Annotated in this window: 13 protein-coding genes; 5 read left to right on the forward strand and 8 right to left on the reverse strand. The window is 57.8% G+C overall.

The genetic code is table 11. The annotated features are described in order from the left end of the window. Positions 1-97: 97 nt before the first annotated feature. From miaB to gatC, 8 genes are all read right to left on the reverse strand, one after another. Positions 98-1,444, reverse strand: a complete 1,347-nt coding sequence (gene miaB / locus WD429_RS06915; RefSeq protein ID WP_368421441.1) for a tRNA (N6-isopentenyl adenosine(37)-C2)-methylthiotransferase MiaB — start codon at positions 1,442-1,444, stop codon at positions 98-100. A 128-nt stretch (positions 1,445-1,572) separates the two neighbouring features. Then, the gene (locus tag WD429_RS06920) at positions 1,573-2,589 is read right to left on the reverse strand and encodes a nucleoid-associated protein (protein ID WP_368421442.1); all 1,017 of its coding nucleotides are present in this window, start codon (positions 2,587-2,589) and stop codon (positions 1,573-1,575) included. Positions 2,590-2,863: 274 nt separating this feature from the next. Beyond that, positions 2,864-4,522 (reverse strand): sulfate adenylyltransferase subunit CysN, encoded by a 1,659-nt coding sequence (gene cysN / locus WD429_RS06925; RefSeq protein WP_368421443.1) that lies wholly within the window; start codon positions 4,520-4,522, stop codon positions 2,864-2,866. 1 nt (position 4,523) lies between these two features. Next, positions 4,524-5,432 (reverse strand): sulfate adenylyltransferase subunit CysD, encoded by a 909-nt coding sequence (gene cysD, locus WD429_RS06930; protein ID WP_368421444.1) that lies wholly within the window; start codon positions 5,430-5,432, stop codon positions 4,524-4,526. A gap of 162 nt (positions 5,433-5,594) precedes the next feature. Beyond that, positions 5,595-5,999 (reverse strand): PilZ domain-containing protein, encoded by a 405-nt coding sequence (locus WD429_RS06935; RefSeq protein WP_368421445.1) that lies wholly within the window; start codon positions 5,997-5,999, stop codon positions 5,595-5,597. Between the two features lie 152 nt (positions 6,000-6,151). Further along, positions 6,152-7,603, reverse strand: coding sequence for an Asp-tRNA(Asn)/Glu-tRNA(Gln) amidotransferase subunit GatB (gene gatB, locus WD429_RS06940; RefSeq protein ID WP_368421446.1), 1,452 nt, complete (start codon positions 7,601-7,603; stop codon positions 6,152-6,154). A 21-nt stretch (positions 7,604-7,624) separates the two neighbouring features. After that, positions 7,625-9,082 (reverse strand): Asp-tRNA(Asn)/Glu-tRNA(Gln) amidotransferase subunit GatA, encoded by a 1,458-nt coding sequence (gatA, locus tag WD429_RS06945; RefSeq protein ID WP_368421447.1) that lies wholly within the window; start codon positions 9,080-9,082, stop codon positions 7,625-7,627. Between the two features lie 50 nt (positions 9,083-9,132). Continuing rightward, the gene (gene gatC / locus WD429_RS06950; protein ID WP_368421448.1) at positions 9,133-9,420 is read right to left on the reverse strand and encodes an Asp-tRNA(Asn)/Glu-tRNA(Gln) amidotransferase subunit GatC; all 288 of its coding nucleotides are present in this window, start codon (positions 9,418-9,420) and stop codon (positions 9,133-9,135) included. A 388-nt stretch (positions 9,421-9,808) separates the two neighbouring features. Here gatC and WD429_RS06955 point away from each other — a divergent pair, with 388 nt between their 5' ends. The 5 genes from WD429_RS06955 (at position 9,809) to WD429_RS06975 (ending at position 17,706) form a co-directional block, all read left to right on the forward strand. Beyond that, the gene (locus tag WD429_RS06955) at positions 9,809-10,849 is read left to right on the forward strand and encodes a rod shape-determining protein (RefSeq protein WP_368421449.1); all 1,041 of its coding nucleotides are present in this window, start codon (positions 9,809-9,811) and stop codon (positions 10,847-10,849) included. Positions 10,850-10,977: 128 nt separating this feature from the next. After that, positions 10,978-11,871 (forward strand): rod shape-determining protein MreC, encoded by an 894-nt coding sequence (mreC, locus tag WD429_RS06960; RefSeq protein ID WP_368421450.1) that lies wholly within the window; start codon positions 10,978-10,980, stop codon positions 11,869-11,871. Next, positions 11,871-12,347, forward strand: a complete 477-nt coding sequence (mreD, locus tag WD429_RS06965) for a rod shape-determining protein MreD (RefSeq protein ID WP_368421451.1) — start codon at positions 11,871-11,873, stop codon at positions 12,345-12,347. Before mreC ends, mreD begins: the two co-directional genes overlap by 1 nt. A gap of 114 nt (positions 12,348-12,461) precedes the next feature. Then, positions 12,462-13,940: a ribonuclease G gene (gene rng, locus WD429_RS06970; RefSeq protein ID WP_368421452.1), complete on the forward strand. Its 1,479-nt coding sequence runs from the start codon at positions 12,462-12,464 to the stop codon at positions 13,938-13,940. Positions 13,941-13,959: 19 nt separating this feature from the next. Continuing rightward, the gene (locus WD429_RS06975) at positions 13,960-17,706 is read left to right on the forward strand and encodes a YhdP family protein (RefSeq protein ID WP_368421453.1); all 3,747 of its coding nucleotides are present in this window, start codon (positions 13,960-13,962) and stop codon (positions 17,704-17,706) included. Positions 17,707-17,709 lie beyond the last annotated feature (3 nt).

The raw sequence follows: 17,709 nt of genomic DNA on the forward strand, positions 1-17,709 counted from the left end.
CGGAGAGAAGCGCACATGGATGTGCTCGTAGCGGTTTTTGGGAGGGGCTTCCCACCACTCGCCAAACTCCAGGCCATAGACGAATGCGATCCGAACCTTAAAACAACTGCGAACTAACAGGCACCCCACGCAAAGAGTTGGGATAAGCCTCAACAATCTCGACGTCGATAAAGTTGCCCACGATCTTCGGGCTCTCATGCCGGAAATTCACTATCCGATTGTTCTCCGTGCGCCCCGCATACTCCCCTGGGTCTTTCTTTGACAGCCCGGTCACCAGAATCCGCTGCGTGGAACCGACCATCTTACGGCTGATATCCATCACGTTCTGGTTCAGCCGATCCTGAAGAATGCTCAGGCGCTGCTTCTTCACCTCCATCGGCGTGTCATCCGGCAAATCGGATGCCGGAGTTCCGGGCCGGGCGCTGTAGATGAAGCTGAAGGACATATCGAAGCCGATGTCATTGATCAGCTTCATGGTGTCTTCGAAATCTTTTTCGGTTTCACCCGGGAACCCGATAATGAAGTCCGAGGAGAAGCTGATGTCCGGCCGGATCTTGCGCAGACGGCGAAGCTTGGACTTGTACTCTAGCGCTGTATGGCCGCGCTTCATGGCGGCCAGAATGCGATCCGAGCCACTTTGCACGGGTAAGTGCAGGTGGTTGACCAGTTCCGGGACCTGCTCGTAGACGTCGATCAGGGCGTCGGTGAATTCCACTGGATGCGAGGTGGTGTAACGGATGCGGTCTATGCCATCGATGGTGGCAATCAGGGTGATCAACTCTGCCAGGTCCATGGTGTCGCCATCGTGGGTATCGCCACGGTAGGCATTCACGTTCTGGCCGAGCAGGTTTACCTCGCGTACACCCTGGCTGGCCAGGTGCGCCACTTCCGCGATCACGTCATCCGCCGGGCGACTGACTTCCTCGCCTCGGGTATAAGGCACCACGCAGAAGGTGCAGTATTTGCTGCAGCCTTCCATGATGGACACGAATGCAGACGGCCCGTTGGCACCTGGATCTGGCAGGTTGTCGAATTTCTCGATTTCGGGGAAGCTGACGTCCACGACGCCAACGCCATTACCTTTGGCGCGCACTTCAGTAATCATGTCCGGCAGGCGGTGTAGGGTCTGCGGACCGAACACCATGTCCACGTAAGGGGCGCGATCAAGAATGGCCTGGCCTTCCTGGCTGGCGACGCAACCGCCCACGCCGATAATCAGTTCCGGCTTCGTGTTTTTGAGCTTTTTCCAGCGGCCGAGCTGGTGAAACACTTTCTCCTGGGCTTTTTCCCGAATGGAGCAGGTGTTCAGCAGCAGGATGTCGGCGTCGTCAGGGGTGTCCGTCATCTCGACGGTTTCGCCCGTCTTGAGCAGGTCTGCCATGCGGGCAGAATCGTACTCGTTCATCTGACAGCCGTGGGTTTTGATGTACAGCTTCTTGGCCATGAGTCTCACGATATCTGGTGTGTTGGCGCCGGGGTGGTGGAGAGCGCTGGCAAAAATGGACTGTGTAGTATAACGGGGTGGCTAAACTTCAACCACCGTTGTCTCGGTATTCCTCATCAAGCTCTGCGCTATTCTTCCCGCGCCTCCAGGTAACGCTGCAACTGCTCTCGCAGCGCCTTCGGCAGCCGAGTTATGGTCAGCGCATCTTTGTCGCGATCGTAGTAGATCGCCTGGTTCACCAGATCCGATGAGAATGACACGCTCATGCCGCCGCCGGAGCCGGCAATGCGCACCAGTTTTTTCACCTTGCGATGGTCCGGGTGCAGCACGCCACTTTCAGGCATTTCAGCGGTCTGGGAGGCAAATTCCTTGAAACGTTCTGGTTGATTTTCATCCAGGTAGCCGGACAACGCTTCTATAGCCACTGGTTCACCCAGCGCATGCTGTTCCTTGCAGAATTCATAGGCACGGGTACGAACTTTGCCGGCCTCTTCCGGTTCGGAGGATTTTGCAAACGCCTCCACGGCATCCAGGAAGGTGAGCGTTTCTTTTTCCACATCGACCTGGTTGGTGAAGCCGCACAGCTTGATGAACAGGTCCCCGCCTTCGCCGGTGCCACGGGCATGGACCAGTGTCAGGTAATTCTCGCCGGGGTTCTCACCGCGCCAGTCGTCCAGTTCGATGCGTACCGCCAGGTTCAGGCGGGAGAGGCTCAGGATGTCTGTGGCGTCGAGGGTCTGTTTGGCGTCGAAGCGCATGGCACTGTCGTTTTCCATCACCAGCAGGTAAACCACTTCGGAATCGGCCAGTGCTTCGTGCACCATCATCAGGTGCCCCTCAAACTCCTCCTGGGCACCGTTCAATAACTCCTGCCATTGTCCGAACAGGCGATCAGTGAGCGAAGTGAAGGATTGTTTGTCGTCCAGGTAGTCCTTCAGCCAGCTGCTCAGCGGGCTTTCGCCGATGTCATCGGTGAAGCGGCCGTATTTCTTGCCGGGTTTGCTGTTGAATAGCCGCTTCATTTGCTTGTGAAGGGCCTCGTAGTCGCCGCCGGGTTCGGTCAGGGCGTCACCCGGGCGTATACGTGCCGGTTGCCCTGGCTGGTACTGGTTGGCAAAGAGAGTACGAAGCTGCTTGATGGCCATGAAAACGCTTTTCCCAGGTTGGTATACAAAACAAACAAAGCCCTGAAGGCTGTACCTTCAGGGCTTTGCATTGTACCGGTTTTAGTGGCTTCTTGAATGTCGGGTTACGCTGCGCTAACCCGACCTACAAAACCTTTGCATTGTGCCGGTTTTCGGGGCCTGATGAATTGTCGGATTACGCTGCGCTAATCCGACCTACGATAAGGCCCTGTATGCCTGTAGGTCGGATTAGCCAAAGGCGTAATCCGACGGGGGGCTCCACACAGTCCAGGCCTCAGATCCGTTTGTTGCGCACCAGATCCTGCACCAGTTCATGCACCGCAGCGGGAATCTCTTCATCGCTGTCGGCTGAGACTGCAGCGCTGGCTACATCCGTGCCCAGATTCACGGCAATGGCAATCAGCCCGTGAGCTGACAGCAATTGAGCCGTGCGGCGACGATCATCCGGGCCACCAGCATTGTCTTCACTCAGCACCACCGCCGTTTTGCCTTGATCAAACAACGAGCGTTCCACCGCGAGGGCCAGAGCCTGCGCCTTTTTGCCGCCACAGGCGACGATGGCAGGCTTCTGGGCCAGTCGCCGAGCCCGCTCTTCCACGGTGACCGGTTCCAGGGATTCCACATCGCTGGCGGTGCCGGCAATCATGCCCGCGCCAATGGTCACGTTCGTTAGCCGGTCGATCACAATGAAGCTGCCGGTGGCGTGATTGCGCGGGTAGGCGTCAAACGCCACGGGCTGACTCAGGGTCAGTTCACACAAACCGATCTCGTTGACCTGGAGCGCAGCGGGGTTGGCATTCTGCTCCAGCGTGTTTACGTCGGTCTGATGGTGAATTTTCTTGACTGTGGCCGAGGTGAATGTCGGGCCGAGCTTGATGTCATACAGCCGCCCGGTTTCCAGCGGTGCGTCCATCATCCAGACGATATTGGCGTTGAAGCGGTTACCCACCTCTGGCTCGTCATCTGGCTTGACCAGCATGTCACCACGGCTGACGTCGATTTCATCGGTCAGGGTCAGAGTCACGGCCTGGTCGATATAGCCTTCTTCGACATTGCCTTCGAAGGTGACAACGTCCTTCACCGTGCTGGTCCGGCGTGAGGGCAGGGCCATGATCGGGTCACCCGGGCGTATAACGCCTGAGGCAATGGTGCCGCAGAAACCACGGAAGTTCAGGTTGGGGCGGTTGACGTACTGCACCGGGAAGCGGAAGTGTTCCAGGTTCTTGTCACGGGAGACTTCCACCGTCTCCAGGATTTCCATCAGCGGTTGGCCGGTAAACCAGGGCGTGCTTTCGCTCCGATTGACCACGTTGTCGCCTTCCAGCGCCGAAATTGGCACGAAGCGGATATCCTTCAGGCCGAGTTTGCTGGCGAAAGCCAGGTACTCGTCCTTGATCTCGTTAAAGCGCTCTTCGCTGAAATCCACCAGATCCATCTTGTTGATAGCAACCACGACATGGCGGATGCCCAGCAGCGATGCGATGTACGAATGACGGCGGGTCTGGGTCAGTACGCCGTGGCGGGCGTCAATCATCAGAATCGCCAACTGCGCCGTTGAGGCACCGGTGGCCATATTGCGCGTGTACTGCTCGTGGCCCGGGGTGTCGGCAATGATGAACTTACGTTTATCCGTGGAGAAATAGCGGTAGGCCACATCGATGGTGATGCCCTGTTCGCGCTCCGCCTGCAGGCCGTCCACCAGCAGGGCCAGGTCCAGCTTCTCACCGGTCGTGCCCATTTTGGCACTGTCGGTTTTCAGGCTGGCCATGTGATCTTCATAGATCATTTTGGTGTCGTGCAGCAGGCGACCGATCAGGGTGCTTTTGCCGTCGTCGACGCTGCCGCAGGTCAGCAGGCGCAGCAGTTCCTTGTTCTCGTGTTGCTTCAGGTAGGCCTGAATGTCTTCGGCGATCAGATCAGACTGGTGTGACATCTTAGAAGTACCCTTCCCGCTTTTTCTGTTCCATGGAACCGGCTGAATCGTGGTCAATCACTCGACCCTGGCGCTCGGAGCTGGTGGCCAATAGCATTTCCTGGATGATGTCAGGCAGCGTGGCGGCCTCGGATTCGATGGCACCGGTGAGGGGGTAGCAGCCCAGTGTGCGGAAGCGGATGGATTTCATCATCGGCTTCTCGCCTTCCTTTAGCGGCATGCGATCGTCGTCTACCATGATCAGTGTGCCGTCCCGTTCAACCACCGGGCGAACCGCGGAGTAATACAGCGGCACAATCTCGATGTTCTCCAGGTAGATGTACTGCCAGATATCCAGCTCGGTCCAGTTGGACAGCGGGAACACGCGAATGCTCTCACCTTTGTTGATCTTGCCGTTGTAGGTGTTCCAGAGTTCCGGACGCTGGTTCTTCGGGTCCCAGCGATGGTACTCATCGCGGAACGAATACACTCGCTCCTTGGCGCGGGATTTTTCTTCATCCCGGCGGGCGCCGCCGAAGGCTGCGTCGAATTTGTACTTGTCCAGGGCCTGCTTCAGAGCCTGGGTTTTCATCACGTCGGTGTGCTTGGCACTGCCGTGGGTGAAGGGGCCGATGCCCTGCCTGATACCGTCTTCATTCTTGTGAACGATCAGGTCCAGGCCGTATTCTTTCACCTTGCGGTCCCGGAAGTCGATCATGTCGCGGAACTTCCAGGTGGTGTCCACGTGCATCAGTGGAAACGGGGGCGTGCCGGGATAGAACGCTTTGCGCGCCAGGTGCAGCATGACCGCTGAATCCTTACCAATGGAGTAGAGCATGACCGGGTTATCAAACTCGGCTGCGACCTCCCGTATGATGTGGATACTTTCAGCTTCCAGCTGCTTGAGATGGGTGAGGTTGTATGTGGTCATTGTGATCTGTTGCCGCCTTGCGTGCCGGATGGGCTTTGCGTGTGAATAGCACAATCATACCAGAGGCGATTAGGGTATAAGAAGGTGTCAGGCTAGAGTTTGCTGCTATAAGAATATATCGGGAGCATGTTCGCGGTTCTATAGGGCGGGCGTTCGCTGGCGTCAGGGTGTAGCGGCAGCCAGAAGCTTGCTGACGTAACGGTCTACGTATTCATAACCGTTGCCTTCGAACTCTAAAAATTGAATGCCGACCTGATATTCGTCCCGCGCGATGCGGCGCATGTGCACAATGTTGCCGTCGGCAATCACCAAGACCGGTTGGGTGGCAACCACGGGAACCGAAAACCGCGCTTTCACTGGGACCCAGTTTCCCGGTATCGGCGCTTTCTGGCCGGGTACCAGTTCCTGAACCAGCTCCTGGGTGCAGGAAATCATGATGCCAGTTCGTGAAATATTGGCGATCTTGCAATCAAGGGCGCTGCCGTCGCGTTTCTCGATGGTGACCTCGGCTGAGACACCTACTCGTTGCTGGTTACGAAGATTGTGCATTGAGGCCATTGGTTTCATTCTGATTCTTCTGACGTATTTTTTATTCAGGATGAATGTTTTGGTTGCTGGGTGCAATAGGCTTGCAATTCGCTATAACCAACTGAAAGTCTAGTTGTTTGATTAGTAAACAGCAAGATGTCTGTCGCTGATAGTGTCAGTTTTGTGACGCATTACCCCCCGAGCTTCTTAACAAGAATCTCGTTAAACAGCTTCGGGTTGCCCTGGCCTTTGGATGCCTTCATCAGCGGCCCCATGAAGCCGCCGAGCATCTTCTTGCGCTTTTTGGGATCCTCTTCATCCTGGTACTGGGTTACCTGGTCCGGCATGTCCGCAAGAACTTTATCGACCATCGCCTCCAGCGCGGCAGTGTCCGACACCTGCTTCAAGCCCTTGGCGTCGATGATGGCGTCGACGTTGTTGTTCTCGCCTGACCACAGGGCCTCAAACACCTTCTTGGCACCGGCTGAGGAAATGGTGTTGTCGGCAACCCGCACCACCAGATCACCCAGCTGGGTACCGGAGATGGGGGATTCGGCAACGGATTTTTCCTCGGCGTTCAGGCGGGCGGAGAATTCGCCCTGAATCCAGTTGGCGGTTAGCTTGGCGTCTTTGCCGTGGCTGATGGCTTCTTCGAAGAAAGCCGACAGTTGCGAATCACCGGCCAGCAGGCCGGCGTCGTAGTCATTCAGGCCGTACTGCTCCATAAAGCGCACCTTGCGAGCATCCGGCAGTTCCGGGAGCTGGCTGCGGGCGTTTTCGATGAATGCGTCATCGATTTCCACCGGCAACAGGTCAGGGCAGGGGAAGTAGCGGTAATCGTTGGCCTCTTCCTTGCTCCGCATGGAGCGGGATTCATCCCGGTCACCGTTGTACAGGCGGGTTTCCTGCACAATGGTGCCGCCGTCCTCCAGGACCTCCATCTGCCGCTCCACTTCGTGGGCGATGGCCTGTTCCATGAAACGGAAAGAGTTCAGGTTCTTGGTTTCGGTGCGGGTGCCCAGGGTTTCGGAGCCCTGTGGTTTCAGCGAGATGTTCACGTCAAACCGCATGGAGCCCTGAGACATGTTGCCGTCGCAGATGCCCAGCGACGTCACAATGCCATGCAGCTTTTTGGCAAACGCCACCGCTTCGTCCGCGTTGGTCATGTCCGGTTCGGTGACCACTTCGATCAGCGGCGTACCGGCACGGTTCAGGTCGATGCCGGTCATGCCATGGAAGTCTTCGTGTAACGACTTGCCGGCATCTTCTTCCAGATGGGCGTGGTGGATGCGCACGCGCTTGGTCTTGTTGCCGGCCAGGTCAAGGTCCACATAACCCGGGCCGACAATCGGCCGTTCCAGCTGGGTGGTCTGGTAGCCCTTGGGCAGGTCCGGGTAAAAGTAGTTCTTGCGCTCGAACACCGAGCGACGCTCGATCTCGGCATTCACCGCCAGGCCAAACATCACCGCGTAGCGGAACGCCTGCTCGTTCGGCACGGGCAGGGTGCCCGGCATGGCCAAATCAACAGCGTTGGCCTGGGTGTTGGGCTCGGCCCCGTAGGCGGTGCTGGAGCCGGAAAAGATCTTGGTTTGGGTGGCGAGCTGAACGTGAATTTCCAGCCCGATCACAACGTCCCACTGCATAATCATTCTCCTGTATCGGGCTTATTGCGGTTCGCGCTGGTGCCAGTCGGTCACCTGCTGGAATTGATGGGCGGCGTTGAGCAAGCGGGCCTCGGAGAAGTAATCCCCGATAATCTGCAGACCCACTGGCAGTCCACCCACAAAACCCGCCGGTACCGACATCGCCGGGATGCCCGCCAAATTGATCGCCACGGTAAACACGTCCTCCAGGTACATGGTGACCGGGTCGTTGGACTTCTCGCCCTGAACAAAGGCCGGGGAGGGTGTGGTTGGGCTCATCAGCACATCCACTTCCTTGAAGGCGTTGATGAAGTCCTGCTGGATCAGTCTGCGTACTTTTTGGGCTTTCAGGTAATAGGCATCAAAATAACCGGCAGACAGCGCGTAGGTGCCCACCATAATCCGTCGCTTTACCTCGGCACCGAAGCCCTCTGCCCGGGTGCGGGTGTACATGTCCATCAGGTCTTTCGGATCTTCGCAGCGGTAGCCATAGCGAGCACCGTCAAAACGGGACAGGTTGGCAGAGGCTTCGGCGGGGGCCACCACATAATAAGCAGCAATCGCCAGCTTGGCGTTCGGCAAGGACACGTCTTTTACCGTCGCGCCGAGCTTTTCATATTCCTTCACCGCGTTGCGAATCTGCTGCTCCATGGCGGGGCTGAGCTGGTCACTGAAATATTCTTTTGGCAGCCCTATGCGCAGGCCTTTTAAAGGTTCGTTCAACGTGGCGGTGTAATCCGGCACCTGCCGGTCCACCGAAGTGGAATCTTTTGGGTCGAAGCCGGCCATCACATTCAGCATCAGCGCGTTGTCCTCGGCCGTCCGTGCCATGGCACCGCCCTGATCGAGGCTGGAGGCGAACGCGATCATGCCGTAACGGGACACCCGGCCATAGGTCGGTTTCAGGCCGGTCACACCACATAATGCTGCCGGCTGGCGGATAGAGCCGCCGGTATCCGTTGCTGTCGCCGCTGGCACCAGCCGTGCAGCGACGGCTGCGGCAGAACCGCCAGAGGAGCCGCCGGGCACCCGCTTGTCGCCACTGCCTGCTCCCCAGGGATTGGTGGTCGCGCCAAAATAGCTGGACTCGGTAGACGACCCCATGGCGAACTCATCCATGTTGGTCTTGCCCAGGCAAACCGCACCGGCCTTGCGGAAATTCTGCGTGACCGTCGCATCGTAAGGCGGAACAAAATTCTCCAGCATCCTCGAACCGCAAGTCGTGCGTACGCCGCTGGTGCAAAAAATGTCCTTATGAGCGAATGGCACGCCGGTCCAGGGTGTTGCCTTGCCAGTCGCGCGCTGCTCATCCGCGGACTTGGCGTCTGCCAGGGCCTGCTCTTCAGTGACCGTAATAAAGCTGTTGAACTGGCCGTCTTCCCGCTGGATGCGGTCAAGAAACTGCCGGGTCAGCTCAACACTGGAAATCTTGCCGCTTTCCAGCTCTCGGGAAAGCTCTGCTACCGATTTGTTATGCATGTTACGTCCTGCTTACGTCGCTGTTCGTCCGATCGCTCAATGCTCTTTGTTCACTCTATGACCCGGGGCACCAGGTACAGACCGTTCTCGGTTGCCGGCGCGATGGCCTGGAAAGCGTCCCGCTGGTTGGTCTCTGTTACTTCATCGGTACGCAGGCGTTGCACCGCATCCAGTGGGTGGGCCAGGGGCTCCACATTGGCGGTGTCGGCTGCCGCAAGTTGGTCGACCAGGTCCAGAATGTTGCCCAGGTCCTTCTCAAGCGCCGAAACCTGCGCCTCATCCACGCGAATGCGCGCGAGCACGGCGACTTTCTCAATGTCCTTGCGGGAAATGGTCACATTGCCTCCCAGAAATATGAAGTTTCAGTAATTTAAAAGCCAGATCAAGGCCAGTTGAAGTTTTGCATGGGTTCGAGGGTGCTTGAGAGACGGCTTTCCAAAACTGTGCGGAGCCGTGGATGGCGGAGCTCAAGCGCCACATGGATGTGCTCGAGCGTGTTTTGGAAAGCCGTCTCTCAAGTGCCCAAACACCCAAGCCCTGAACCCACGTCAAAAAATGAAAGCGATATGGTAACAGATTCCGCCAACAGCGGGAGGGTGTGGCTTTTTGTGGCAAAGTGTTAACGGACAGGCTCACGGCCTGATCATGCCTTGCCTGCCGGGGTGCTCGCTGCTAAAGTTGCCGCATCATTTTAGCGACTGCAACTCTCAGGTTGAAACTACACGAATGTTGAAAAGACTCCGAGGATTATTCTCCAGCGACCTGTCCATCGACCTGGGCACCGCCAACACCCTTATCTACGTGCGTGAACGCGGTATCGTACTGAACGAGCCTTCTGTTGTAGCCATTCGCACCGCCGGCTCCCAGAAAATGGTTGCCGCGGTTGGCTCAGAGGCCAAGCGGATGCTGGGTCGCACCCCCGGGAACATCACCGCCATCCGCCCCATGAAAGACGGCGTGATCGCCGACTTCGTGGTGACCGAGAAAATGCTGCAGCACTTCATTCATAAAGTGCACGAAAACAGCTTCATCACCCCGAGCCCGCGAGTACTGGTTTGCGTGCCGAGCAAGTCCACCCAGGTCGAGCGCAAAGCCATCCGCGAATCCGCCCTTGGCGCCGGTGCCCGCGAAGTCTTCCTGATCGAAGAGCCCATGGCCGCCGCTATTGGTGCCGGCCTGCCGGTGGAAGAAGCCAGCGGCTCGATGATCGTCGATATCGGCGGCGGTACCACCGAAATTGCCATCATCTCTCTCAACGGCATTGTCTACGCCGAGTCGGTTCGGGTAGGGGGCGACAAATTTGACGAAGCCATCGTCACTTACGTGCGCCGCAACTACGGCAGCCTGATCGGCGATTCTACCGCCGAGCGCATCAAGCATGAAGTCGGCTGTGCCTACGAAGGCCTCGACATCCGCGAAATTGACGTGCGCGGCCGCAACCTGGCCGAAGGTGTGCCCAGAGCTTTTACTCTGAACAGCGAAGAAATTCTCGACGCGCTGCAGGAGTCGCTGGCACAGATCGTTCAGACAGTGAAAAGCGCTCTGGAGCAGTCCCCGCCCGAGCTGGCTTCTGATATCGCCGAGCGTGGAATCGTTCTGACCGGTGGCGGTGCTCTGCTGCGCGGGCTGGACAAGCTGATCAGTGAAGAAACCGGCCTGCCGGTGATCATTGCTGAAGACCCGCTGACCTGTGTCGCGCGCGGCGGTGGCAAGGCGCTGGAAGTGATTGACCGGGGTGGCATTGGAATGTTTTCCCAGGAGGGGTAACCCCGTGGTACCGGCAGTATGCCTGACACCCGCTCGTCCCCGACCGCCGCAAGTGCCCTGCCACTGCGGCGGTTGTCGTATCTGCCCAAGCGCCATGGGCGGGAGGACCCGCCATTAAAACCATCTTCGTGCAGGGCCCCGTTCCCGGTTTAAGGCTGTTGCTGATCGTTGTGATTTCAGCCGTCATGATCGTTTCGGACGCCCGCTTTGATAAACTGACGCCCGTGCGCAGCGTGATCGGCACAGGGATGGCTCCCATCCATTGGCTGGGTAATGCGCCCTCGGAAGTGGAGCACTGGGTTGCCGGATTGTTTACTACCCGTGAAGACCTGCGGGCCGAAAACGAAGATCTCCGGGCCCGCATGCTGATCCTCGAGCGCCGTGCGCTGAAATACGCCGCGCTGGCTTCTGAGAACAACGAACTGCGCCGGTTGATGAATTCATCGGACGTGCTCGATGACCGAGTGATTGTGGGTGAAATCGTAAGCGTTTCTCCAGATCCGTTTTCCCACGAAGTGGTCATCAACAAGGGCAGTCGCGACGGGGTAACGGTTGGCCAGGCTATTCTGGATGCCAACGGCCTGATGGGTCAGGTCCAGCAAACCAGTAGCTTTACGTCCCGGATATTGCTGGTATCAGACAGCAGTCACGCGGTGCCGGTGGAAGTGGTTCGTAACGGGCTGCGGGCCATCCTTCTGGGTAACGGCGATATTAACTCCCTGGAATTGGTTCACGTACCTGATACGGCGGATGTTCGCGAAGGCGATCTTCTGGTCAGTTCGGGGCTTGGTGGGCGGTTTCCAAAAGGGTATCCGGTGGCGGAAGTGGCCGAAATCACCAAGGAGTCCGGCGAGCCTTTCGTCAACATCGAGGCCACCCCGAAAGCCAGGCTCAATCAGAGCCGGCTGGTTCTGGTGGTGTTCTCGCCAGAGGGTGATCCCGATAAAGACGGTAACATGCACGGCCAGGATGACTCTGCGGTCAATATTGGTCTCGAGCCTGACGCGGACGAGGTGCGCTGATGTTATCGGTAATCAGTTATCCGGTGTTTGCACTGAGCGCTGTTCTGGCGCTGGTGTTGAGTATTGCCCTGTTCCCGCTGGGGTGGTTTGAATTTCGCCCGGAGTGGCTTGGGTTGGTGGTTTTCTACTGGACATTCAGGGCTCCTGCCCAGTTCGGCATCCTGCTGGCCTGGTGCCTTGGCTTGCTGCTGGATGTGCTTGAAGCTACGCCATTGGGGGTGAATGGCGTGGCGATGGGGCTGCTTGCCTTTCTGGTACTGACTATCCACCAGCGCCTGCGCATGTACCCAATGCCTCAGCAGTGCCTGATGGTGTTTTTATTGTTGGGTATCAATCAGATGCTGGTGCATTTTCTCAAACAGATGCTCGGCGCAGACGATGCAGGGTTCAGCTACCTTTGGCCGGCCATTACCAGTGCAGTTGTCTGGCCCTTCCTCTGTGTCCTGCTGGACAACCTGAACCGAAAACTGGGATAGGAACGTCCCATGCTGTCTGTTGTTATGGCATTCAGGGACTTGGTGGTATTTTTGTGAACGAGATGCGGGGCAGTATACAGTTCGGTGGTAGGCATTAACTCGAAAGGAGCCACAATGAGTGAAGAAATTCTGATCAACGTTACCCCGGTCGAGACAAGGGTGGCTCTTGTCGAAAACGGCATGCTGCAGGAAGCCTACATCGAACGGACCAGCCGCAAAGGCATTGTGGGCAATATATACAAGGGCAAAGTGGTGCGAGTGTTGCCAGGCATGGAGGCCGCCTTTGTCGATATCGGCCTGGAACGTGCGGCGTTTATTCATGCCTCCGATGTGGTTAGCGGGCAATCCGCAGGCACCAGCAATGATATGCCGAAAGTGGTGCCGGACATTCGCACGCTCCTGCGGGAAGGTCAGTCACTGGTGGTTCAGGTCACCAAAGATCCCATTGGCACCAAAGGCGCGCGGCTTACCACCCAGTTGTCTATTCCGTCCCGCTACCTGGTTTTCATGCCTGGTATCTGCCACATCGGCATCTCTCAGCGCATCGAAGATGACAATGAGCGCCTGCGGCTGAAAGAGTTGGTCGACAGCGCCGCCAAGGAACAGACCGAAGTGCAGGGCGGTTACATCATCCGCACGGCAGCCGAAGCCGCGGCTGCAGAGGACCTGATTGGCGATATGAAATACCTGCATCGCTTGTGCCAGTCGATTTACGAGCGTATTGCACGGGTACAGGCACCTGCTGCGGTGTATCGGGATCTGCCGCTGTTTATCCGCACCATCCGTGATCTGGTCCGGCCTCAGACCGAAAAAGTCCGCATCGATAGCAAGGAGAGCTATCAGCGTGTGATGGAATTCGTGGAGGAGTTTGTCACCGAGTTTTCCGACAAGGTTGAGTATTACCCGGGTGAGCGCCCCATCTTCGACTTGTACTCCGTTGAGGATGAAATTCAGAAGGCCCTCAGCCGCAAAGTGCAGCTCAAATCCGGCGGCTATGTGATCATTGATCAGACCGAAGCAATGACCACCATCGACATCAACACCGGCGGGTTTGTCGGTCACCGCAATCTTGAAGAAACCATCTTCAAAACCAATCTGGAAGCGGCTCGCTCCATCAGTCGCCAACTGCGCCTGCGCAACCTCGGTGGCATCATCATCATTGATTTCATCGACATGGACGACCCTGAGCACAAGCGCCAGGTCCATCGGATGCTGGAAAAAATGCTGGAGCGAGACCACGCCAAGACCAAGATCACCGGCGTATCCGAGCTGGGGTTGGTGGAGATGACCCGCAAACGCACCACGGAAAGTCTCGGCCAGATTCTGTGCGAGCCATGCCCGGTGTGTGATGGTCGCGGATTTCTCAAAACCAGCGAGACGGTCTGCTACGAAGTCTTTCGTGAAATACTCCGGGTCAACCGCGCCTATGATGCAGAAAGCTATTTGGTCATGGCCTCCCAGAGCGTGGTGGACCGTCTGTTGGATGAAGAGTCAGACAACGTGGCGGACCTTGAAACCTTTATCGAAAAGGCCATCCGTTTCCAGGTTGAACCGTTTTATAGCCAGGAACAGTATGACGTGGTTCTTTTGTAGGCACCCATTATAGGCACCCATGCGCAACCAACAGGACCTGGATAATACGCCGGTCCGGCTGGCTTCCCGGCTGGCCGGGTTGGTGTGGTGGTTGTTATTGGTGGTGCTGGTTCTATTGGCGCTCTACGCCGGCATTGGGCGCCAACTGACCCAGAATATCGACAGTTTTCGCGACGATATCGAGCGCCGGCTGTCGGAAGAGCTGGGCCAGGACATCACCATCGGTTCGCTGAATGCCAGTTGGAACTGGCTTGACCCTTCCCTGGAAGCCCAGGATCTTCGTGTTCGCAACGCGCCGGGAGGTGACGTTGTCGGGTCCCTGCAGCACCTCCGGATACGCCTGGACACTCTGGCCTCGCTGTTTCGTTTCCGCATAGTGTTCGCCGACTTCGAGGCCGATGGCCTGGAAGTCACCCTGAACCAGACTCCCCGTGGCGATGTGTCCGTCGAAGGCGTGGACTTGCCAGACCCTGTCACCAACGATCTGCAGCGATGGCTGAATCTGGCAGGGGCCTGGCTGTCAGACCCCAGTGTTCGGATTACCCGGGTCAATCTGGGTATCCGTGACAACAACGACAAAGTCCGTTTCGTGGACATTCCGCAGTTGGATCTGGTCTACCGTCGGGGGCTGTTCATGGCCTCCGGCCGGGCGATGCAGGCGGGCACCACACAACAACTGGCCAGTTTCAGCCTGCTGGGCCAGCGCTTTTTCCGTGGCGGGTTCAATGGTCAGGTGTATGTAGACGTAAACTCTGGGCGTTTGTTCGATGGTTTGATCGATGAGTACGCCTGGCGGGATATCCGGGTGGAAGGGTTCGACCTCGGAGGGCAGGCCTGGCTCACATTCCGTGACGGCAGTCTGGAGCAGGCGACTGGCACCGTGGAGACGCCTTACCTGCAATTAGGCGTTGGCCGGCAATCCCTCGCGCCACTGGAAAATATCCGTGCCCGTTTTGGCTGGCGGCGCAGCGAAACCGCATTGACGGAGGCCATGCCGACTGATCTGGAAGCTCTGACCGGTGCCGGCGAGGTTCACCTTTCCAACCTTGAATGGACCTGGGATGACGACACAGTGTCGCCTTTCAGTTTGCGCATTCTGCAACAGGAAGACGGTGTCGGCCTCATTGCTGATAACGTCCCGCTGCGCCCACTGCGCCGGGTATTTTCCAATGCCGGGCTTTTGCCTCCCCTGGCCCGTGAAGCACTGGAAAAATATCGCCCGAGCGGAGAGCTGGACGATCTGCGTTTTCAGCTGAGCGATGGCACCAAAGACGGTTTTCGCCTGTCAGCGGTGCTGGATGACGTCACTGTGGCGGCAATTCAGGGCGCTCCGGGCGTGCAGGGTCTGGATGGTCGTTTGGTCATGACCGACCATCGTGGTTATGTGGATGTCGATAGCACAAACCTGACTCTGGATTTCCCCCAACTGTTCGGTGATAGCTGGTTGTTCTCCCGTTTTCAGGGCCGGGTTGCGTGGCAACTGGACGGCGCAATCACCCGGGTCTGGTCCGATCATCTTGCTATGGATTATGGCTCTCAGACTGCCCTGACCGGTGCATTTGACCTGCGGATGGATCGTGGCGGGGAGGACAACCTCAGCATGCAGGTGGGTGTGCGTGACGGGGATGCGACTATGATTGCGGACTTCGTGCCGGTGAAAGTAGTAGACCCGGACCTGTACCAATGGCTGACCACCGCCATTGCCGAGGCCAACATCACCGAAGGCGTTTACTACGGGCATGGGCAAATTGGTGCAAGTGCGCCGCAAGGGTCGTTCACCTCGTCCATGCGTTACCGGTTCGACAACGGGCGGGTGCGTTACCATGAACGCTGGCCCGAGGTTGAAAACGCACGCGGCGAGGTCGTCATTCACGACGGCCTGACGCGGGTGACGCTAGAGGCGGGGAACACCGGGCAGATCACTGTCGATGCTGGGGAAGTCACCGTGGTGCCCGGCGATGCGGGCACCAACCTCTCAGTGAACGCATCCGCCCGGGTGCCCGGTTCTGCCGTGGCTTACTGGATTGAAAACAGCCCGCTGGGCGAGATGGCTGGCACGGCCGGAGAACGTGTTGAATTTGAGGGCGACTATGCTCTGGACCTTGCCCTGGCGTTGCCCCTGAATGCTGGGGAACGGACGGGCACCGGAGGCGAGCCGGCCGTGGACGCAACGGTATCCACCACCAATGGCCGGGTCAGCTATCCCGATGCGGCCCTGGTATGGGAACAAGTGAGCGGGGAGCTGCGATACAGCACGGCGACCGGCTTTACGGGTGAGCCGTTCGAGGCCAGATTTATGGAAGACCCGGTTACGGTGGCTTTTGCCCAGGGTGCCTCTGGTGACACCCTTTCGATTAGCCAGCAAGGGCAGGCCACTTTCCCTGGATTATTTGAGCGCAGCGGGCTGGACAGCAACGTCTCTTTCGGCATGGACGGCGTGACCGATTACACCGCCACACTTGAGGTGTCATCCGATATGGCATCAACAGTGACGCTGACATCAAATCTGAAAGGTGTCTCCGTCAATTGGCCGGAACCGCTGGCGAAATCGGAGGGCGAAGAGACACCGCTGCGGATTACCATTGATCCAGACCAGGGCGGCAAGCTGGGTATTGCGGCAACCTGGGAGGATCGCCTTGCACTGGACCTGCTGCGGAGTGACAGTGGTGTCGATGTGAACATCCACCGGATATGGCTGGGTCGTCAGTTGTTAACGGACATTGATGTTTCCGCCAGCGATCTTGGCGACCGGTGGGCCATCAACACCCAGTCTGAGCGGGCAACCGGTCGTATTGTCGTGCCGGAAGGCGATGACGCCATCACTGTGGATTTTCAGAACCTGCACCTGTCACGGGACGGTGCGGATGAAAAGGATGAAGCCGAACAGCTGAGTGTTGCCGAGCAGTTGGAAGCGTTCCGGGCTCTGGACATTGGCCGATGGCCGGACGTAGACGTGCGCATTGCCGAACTGACGATGAACGATGACGCCCTCGGCGCGTGGTCGTTCCTGTTACGGCCAGAGCTTGACCGCCTGGGCGTGGAGCAGATCGAAGGCCAGCTCAACTCCCTGAACCTGACCGGTCAGATGATCTGGAATATTGCCGGCAATCGTGAGTTGACGCGATTTGCCGGCGAGATTAAAGGTGGCACACTGGGAGACTTGGGGCATTTTTTCGGTGCCGACATCCCGCTACGTAATGAAGAAACGGCCATTCAGCTGGATCTGGAGTGGCCGGGCCGCCCGAATGAGTTCGGTATGGAAGAACTGAACGGTTCAGCCAGCCTGAGGCTGGACGAGGGCGTGATTCTCGAGCGGAATAATACCGCCCAGCTGTTTCGGGTCTTCAACCTGCTGAATTCGGACACACTCTGGCGAAGACTGAAGCTGGATTTTTCGGATCTGTATGAAGCCGGTGTGGCGTTTGACGCGATCTCTGGCAAGGCCACCATCACCGATGGGTTGCTCCGCTGGGACCCGGAATTGCAGGTGGTTGGGCCGTCAGGCGCGTTCAAGCTGTCCGGTGTCACGGACATGGCTACGGAAACCCTCGACATGCAGTTGGTCGTGGTGATTCCGCTTACCCAGAACCTGCCGCTGGCTGCCTTGCTGATGGGTGCCGGAGCACCGATTGGCGGTGCCTTGTTCGTGCTGGACAAAATTCTTGGCGATCCGTTGAGCAAACTGACCAGTGCAACTTATAGTGTTAACGGAACCTGGGACGAGCCGGATGTCGATTTGCGCGGGGTTTTTGGCAACGGCGAGTAAACA

The organism is Marinobacter sp. (genome assembly GCF_040904845.1).
Classification (GTDB): Bacteria; Pseudomonadota; Gammaproteobacteria; order Pseudomonadales; family Oleiphilaceae; genus Marinobacter.

Excerpts from the sequence above, each read along its gene's own strand:
- miaB (WP_368421441.1), bottom strand. The coding sequence starts at position 1,444 with ATGGCCAAGAAGCTGTACATCAAAACCCACGGCTGTCAGATGAACGAG.
- WD429_RS06920 (WP_368421442.1), bottom strand. The coding sequence starts at position 2,589 with ATGGCCATCAAGCAGCTTCGTACTCTCTTTGCCAACCAGTACCAGCCA.
- cysN (WP_368421443.1), bottom strand. The coding sequence starts at position 4,522 with ATGTCACACCAGTCTGATCTGATCGCCGAAGACATTCAGGCCTACCTG.
- cysD (WP_368421444.1), bottom strand. The coding sequence starts at position 5,432 with ATGACCACATACAACCTCACCCATCTCAAGCAGCTGGAAGCTGAAAGT.
- WD429_RS06935 (WP_368421445.1), bottom strand. The coding sequence starts at position 5,999 with ATGAAACCAATGGCCTCAATGCACAATCTTCGTAACCAGCAACGAGTA.
- gatB (WP_368421446.1), bottom strand. The coding sequence starts at position 7,603 with ATGCAGTGGGACGTTGTGATCGGGCTGGAAATTCACGTTCAGCTCGCC.
- gatA (WP_368421447.1), bottom strand. The coding sequence starts at position 9,082 with ATGCATAACAAATCGGTAGCAGAGCTTTCCCGAGAGCTGGAAAGCGGC.
- WD429_RS06955 (WP_368421449.1), top strand. The coding sequence starts at position 9,809 with ATGTTGAAAAGACTCCGAGGATTATTCTCCAGCGACCTGTCCATCGAC.
- mreD (WP_368421451.1), top strand. The coding sequence starts at position 11,871 with ATGTTATCGGTAATCAGTTATCCGGTGTTTGCACTGAGCGCTGTTCTG.
- rng (WP_368421452.1), top strand. The coding sequence starts at position 12,462 with ATGAGTGAAGAAATTCTGATCAACGTTACCCCGGTCGAGACAAGGGTG.
- WD429_RS06975 (WP_368421453.1), top strand. The coding sequence starts at position 13,960 with ATGCGCAACCAACAGGACCTGGATAATACGCCGGTCCGGCTGGCTTCC.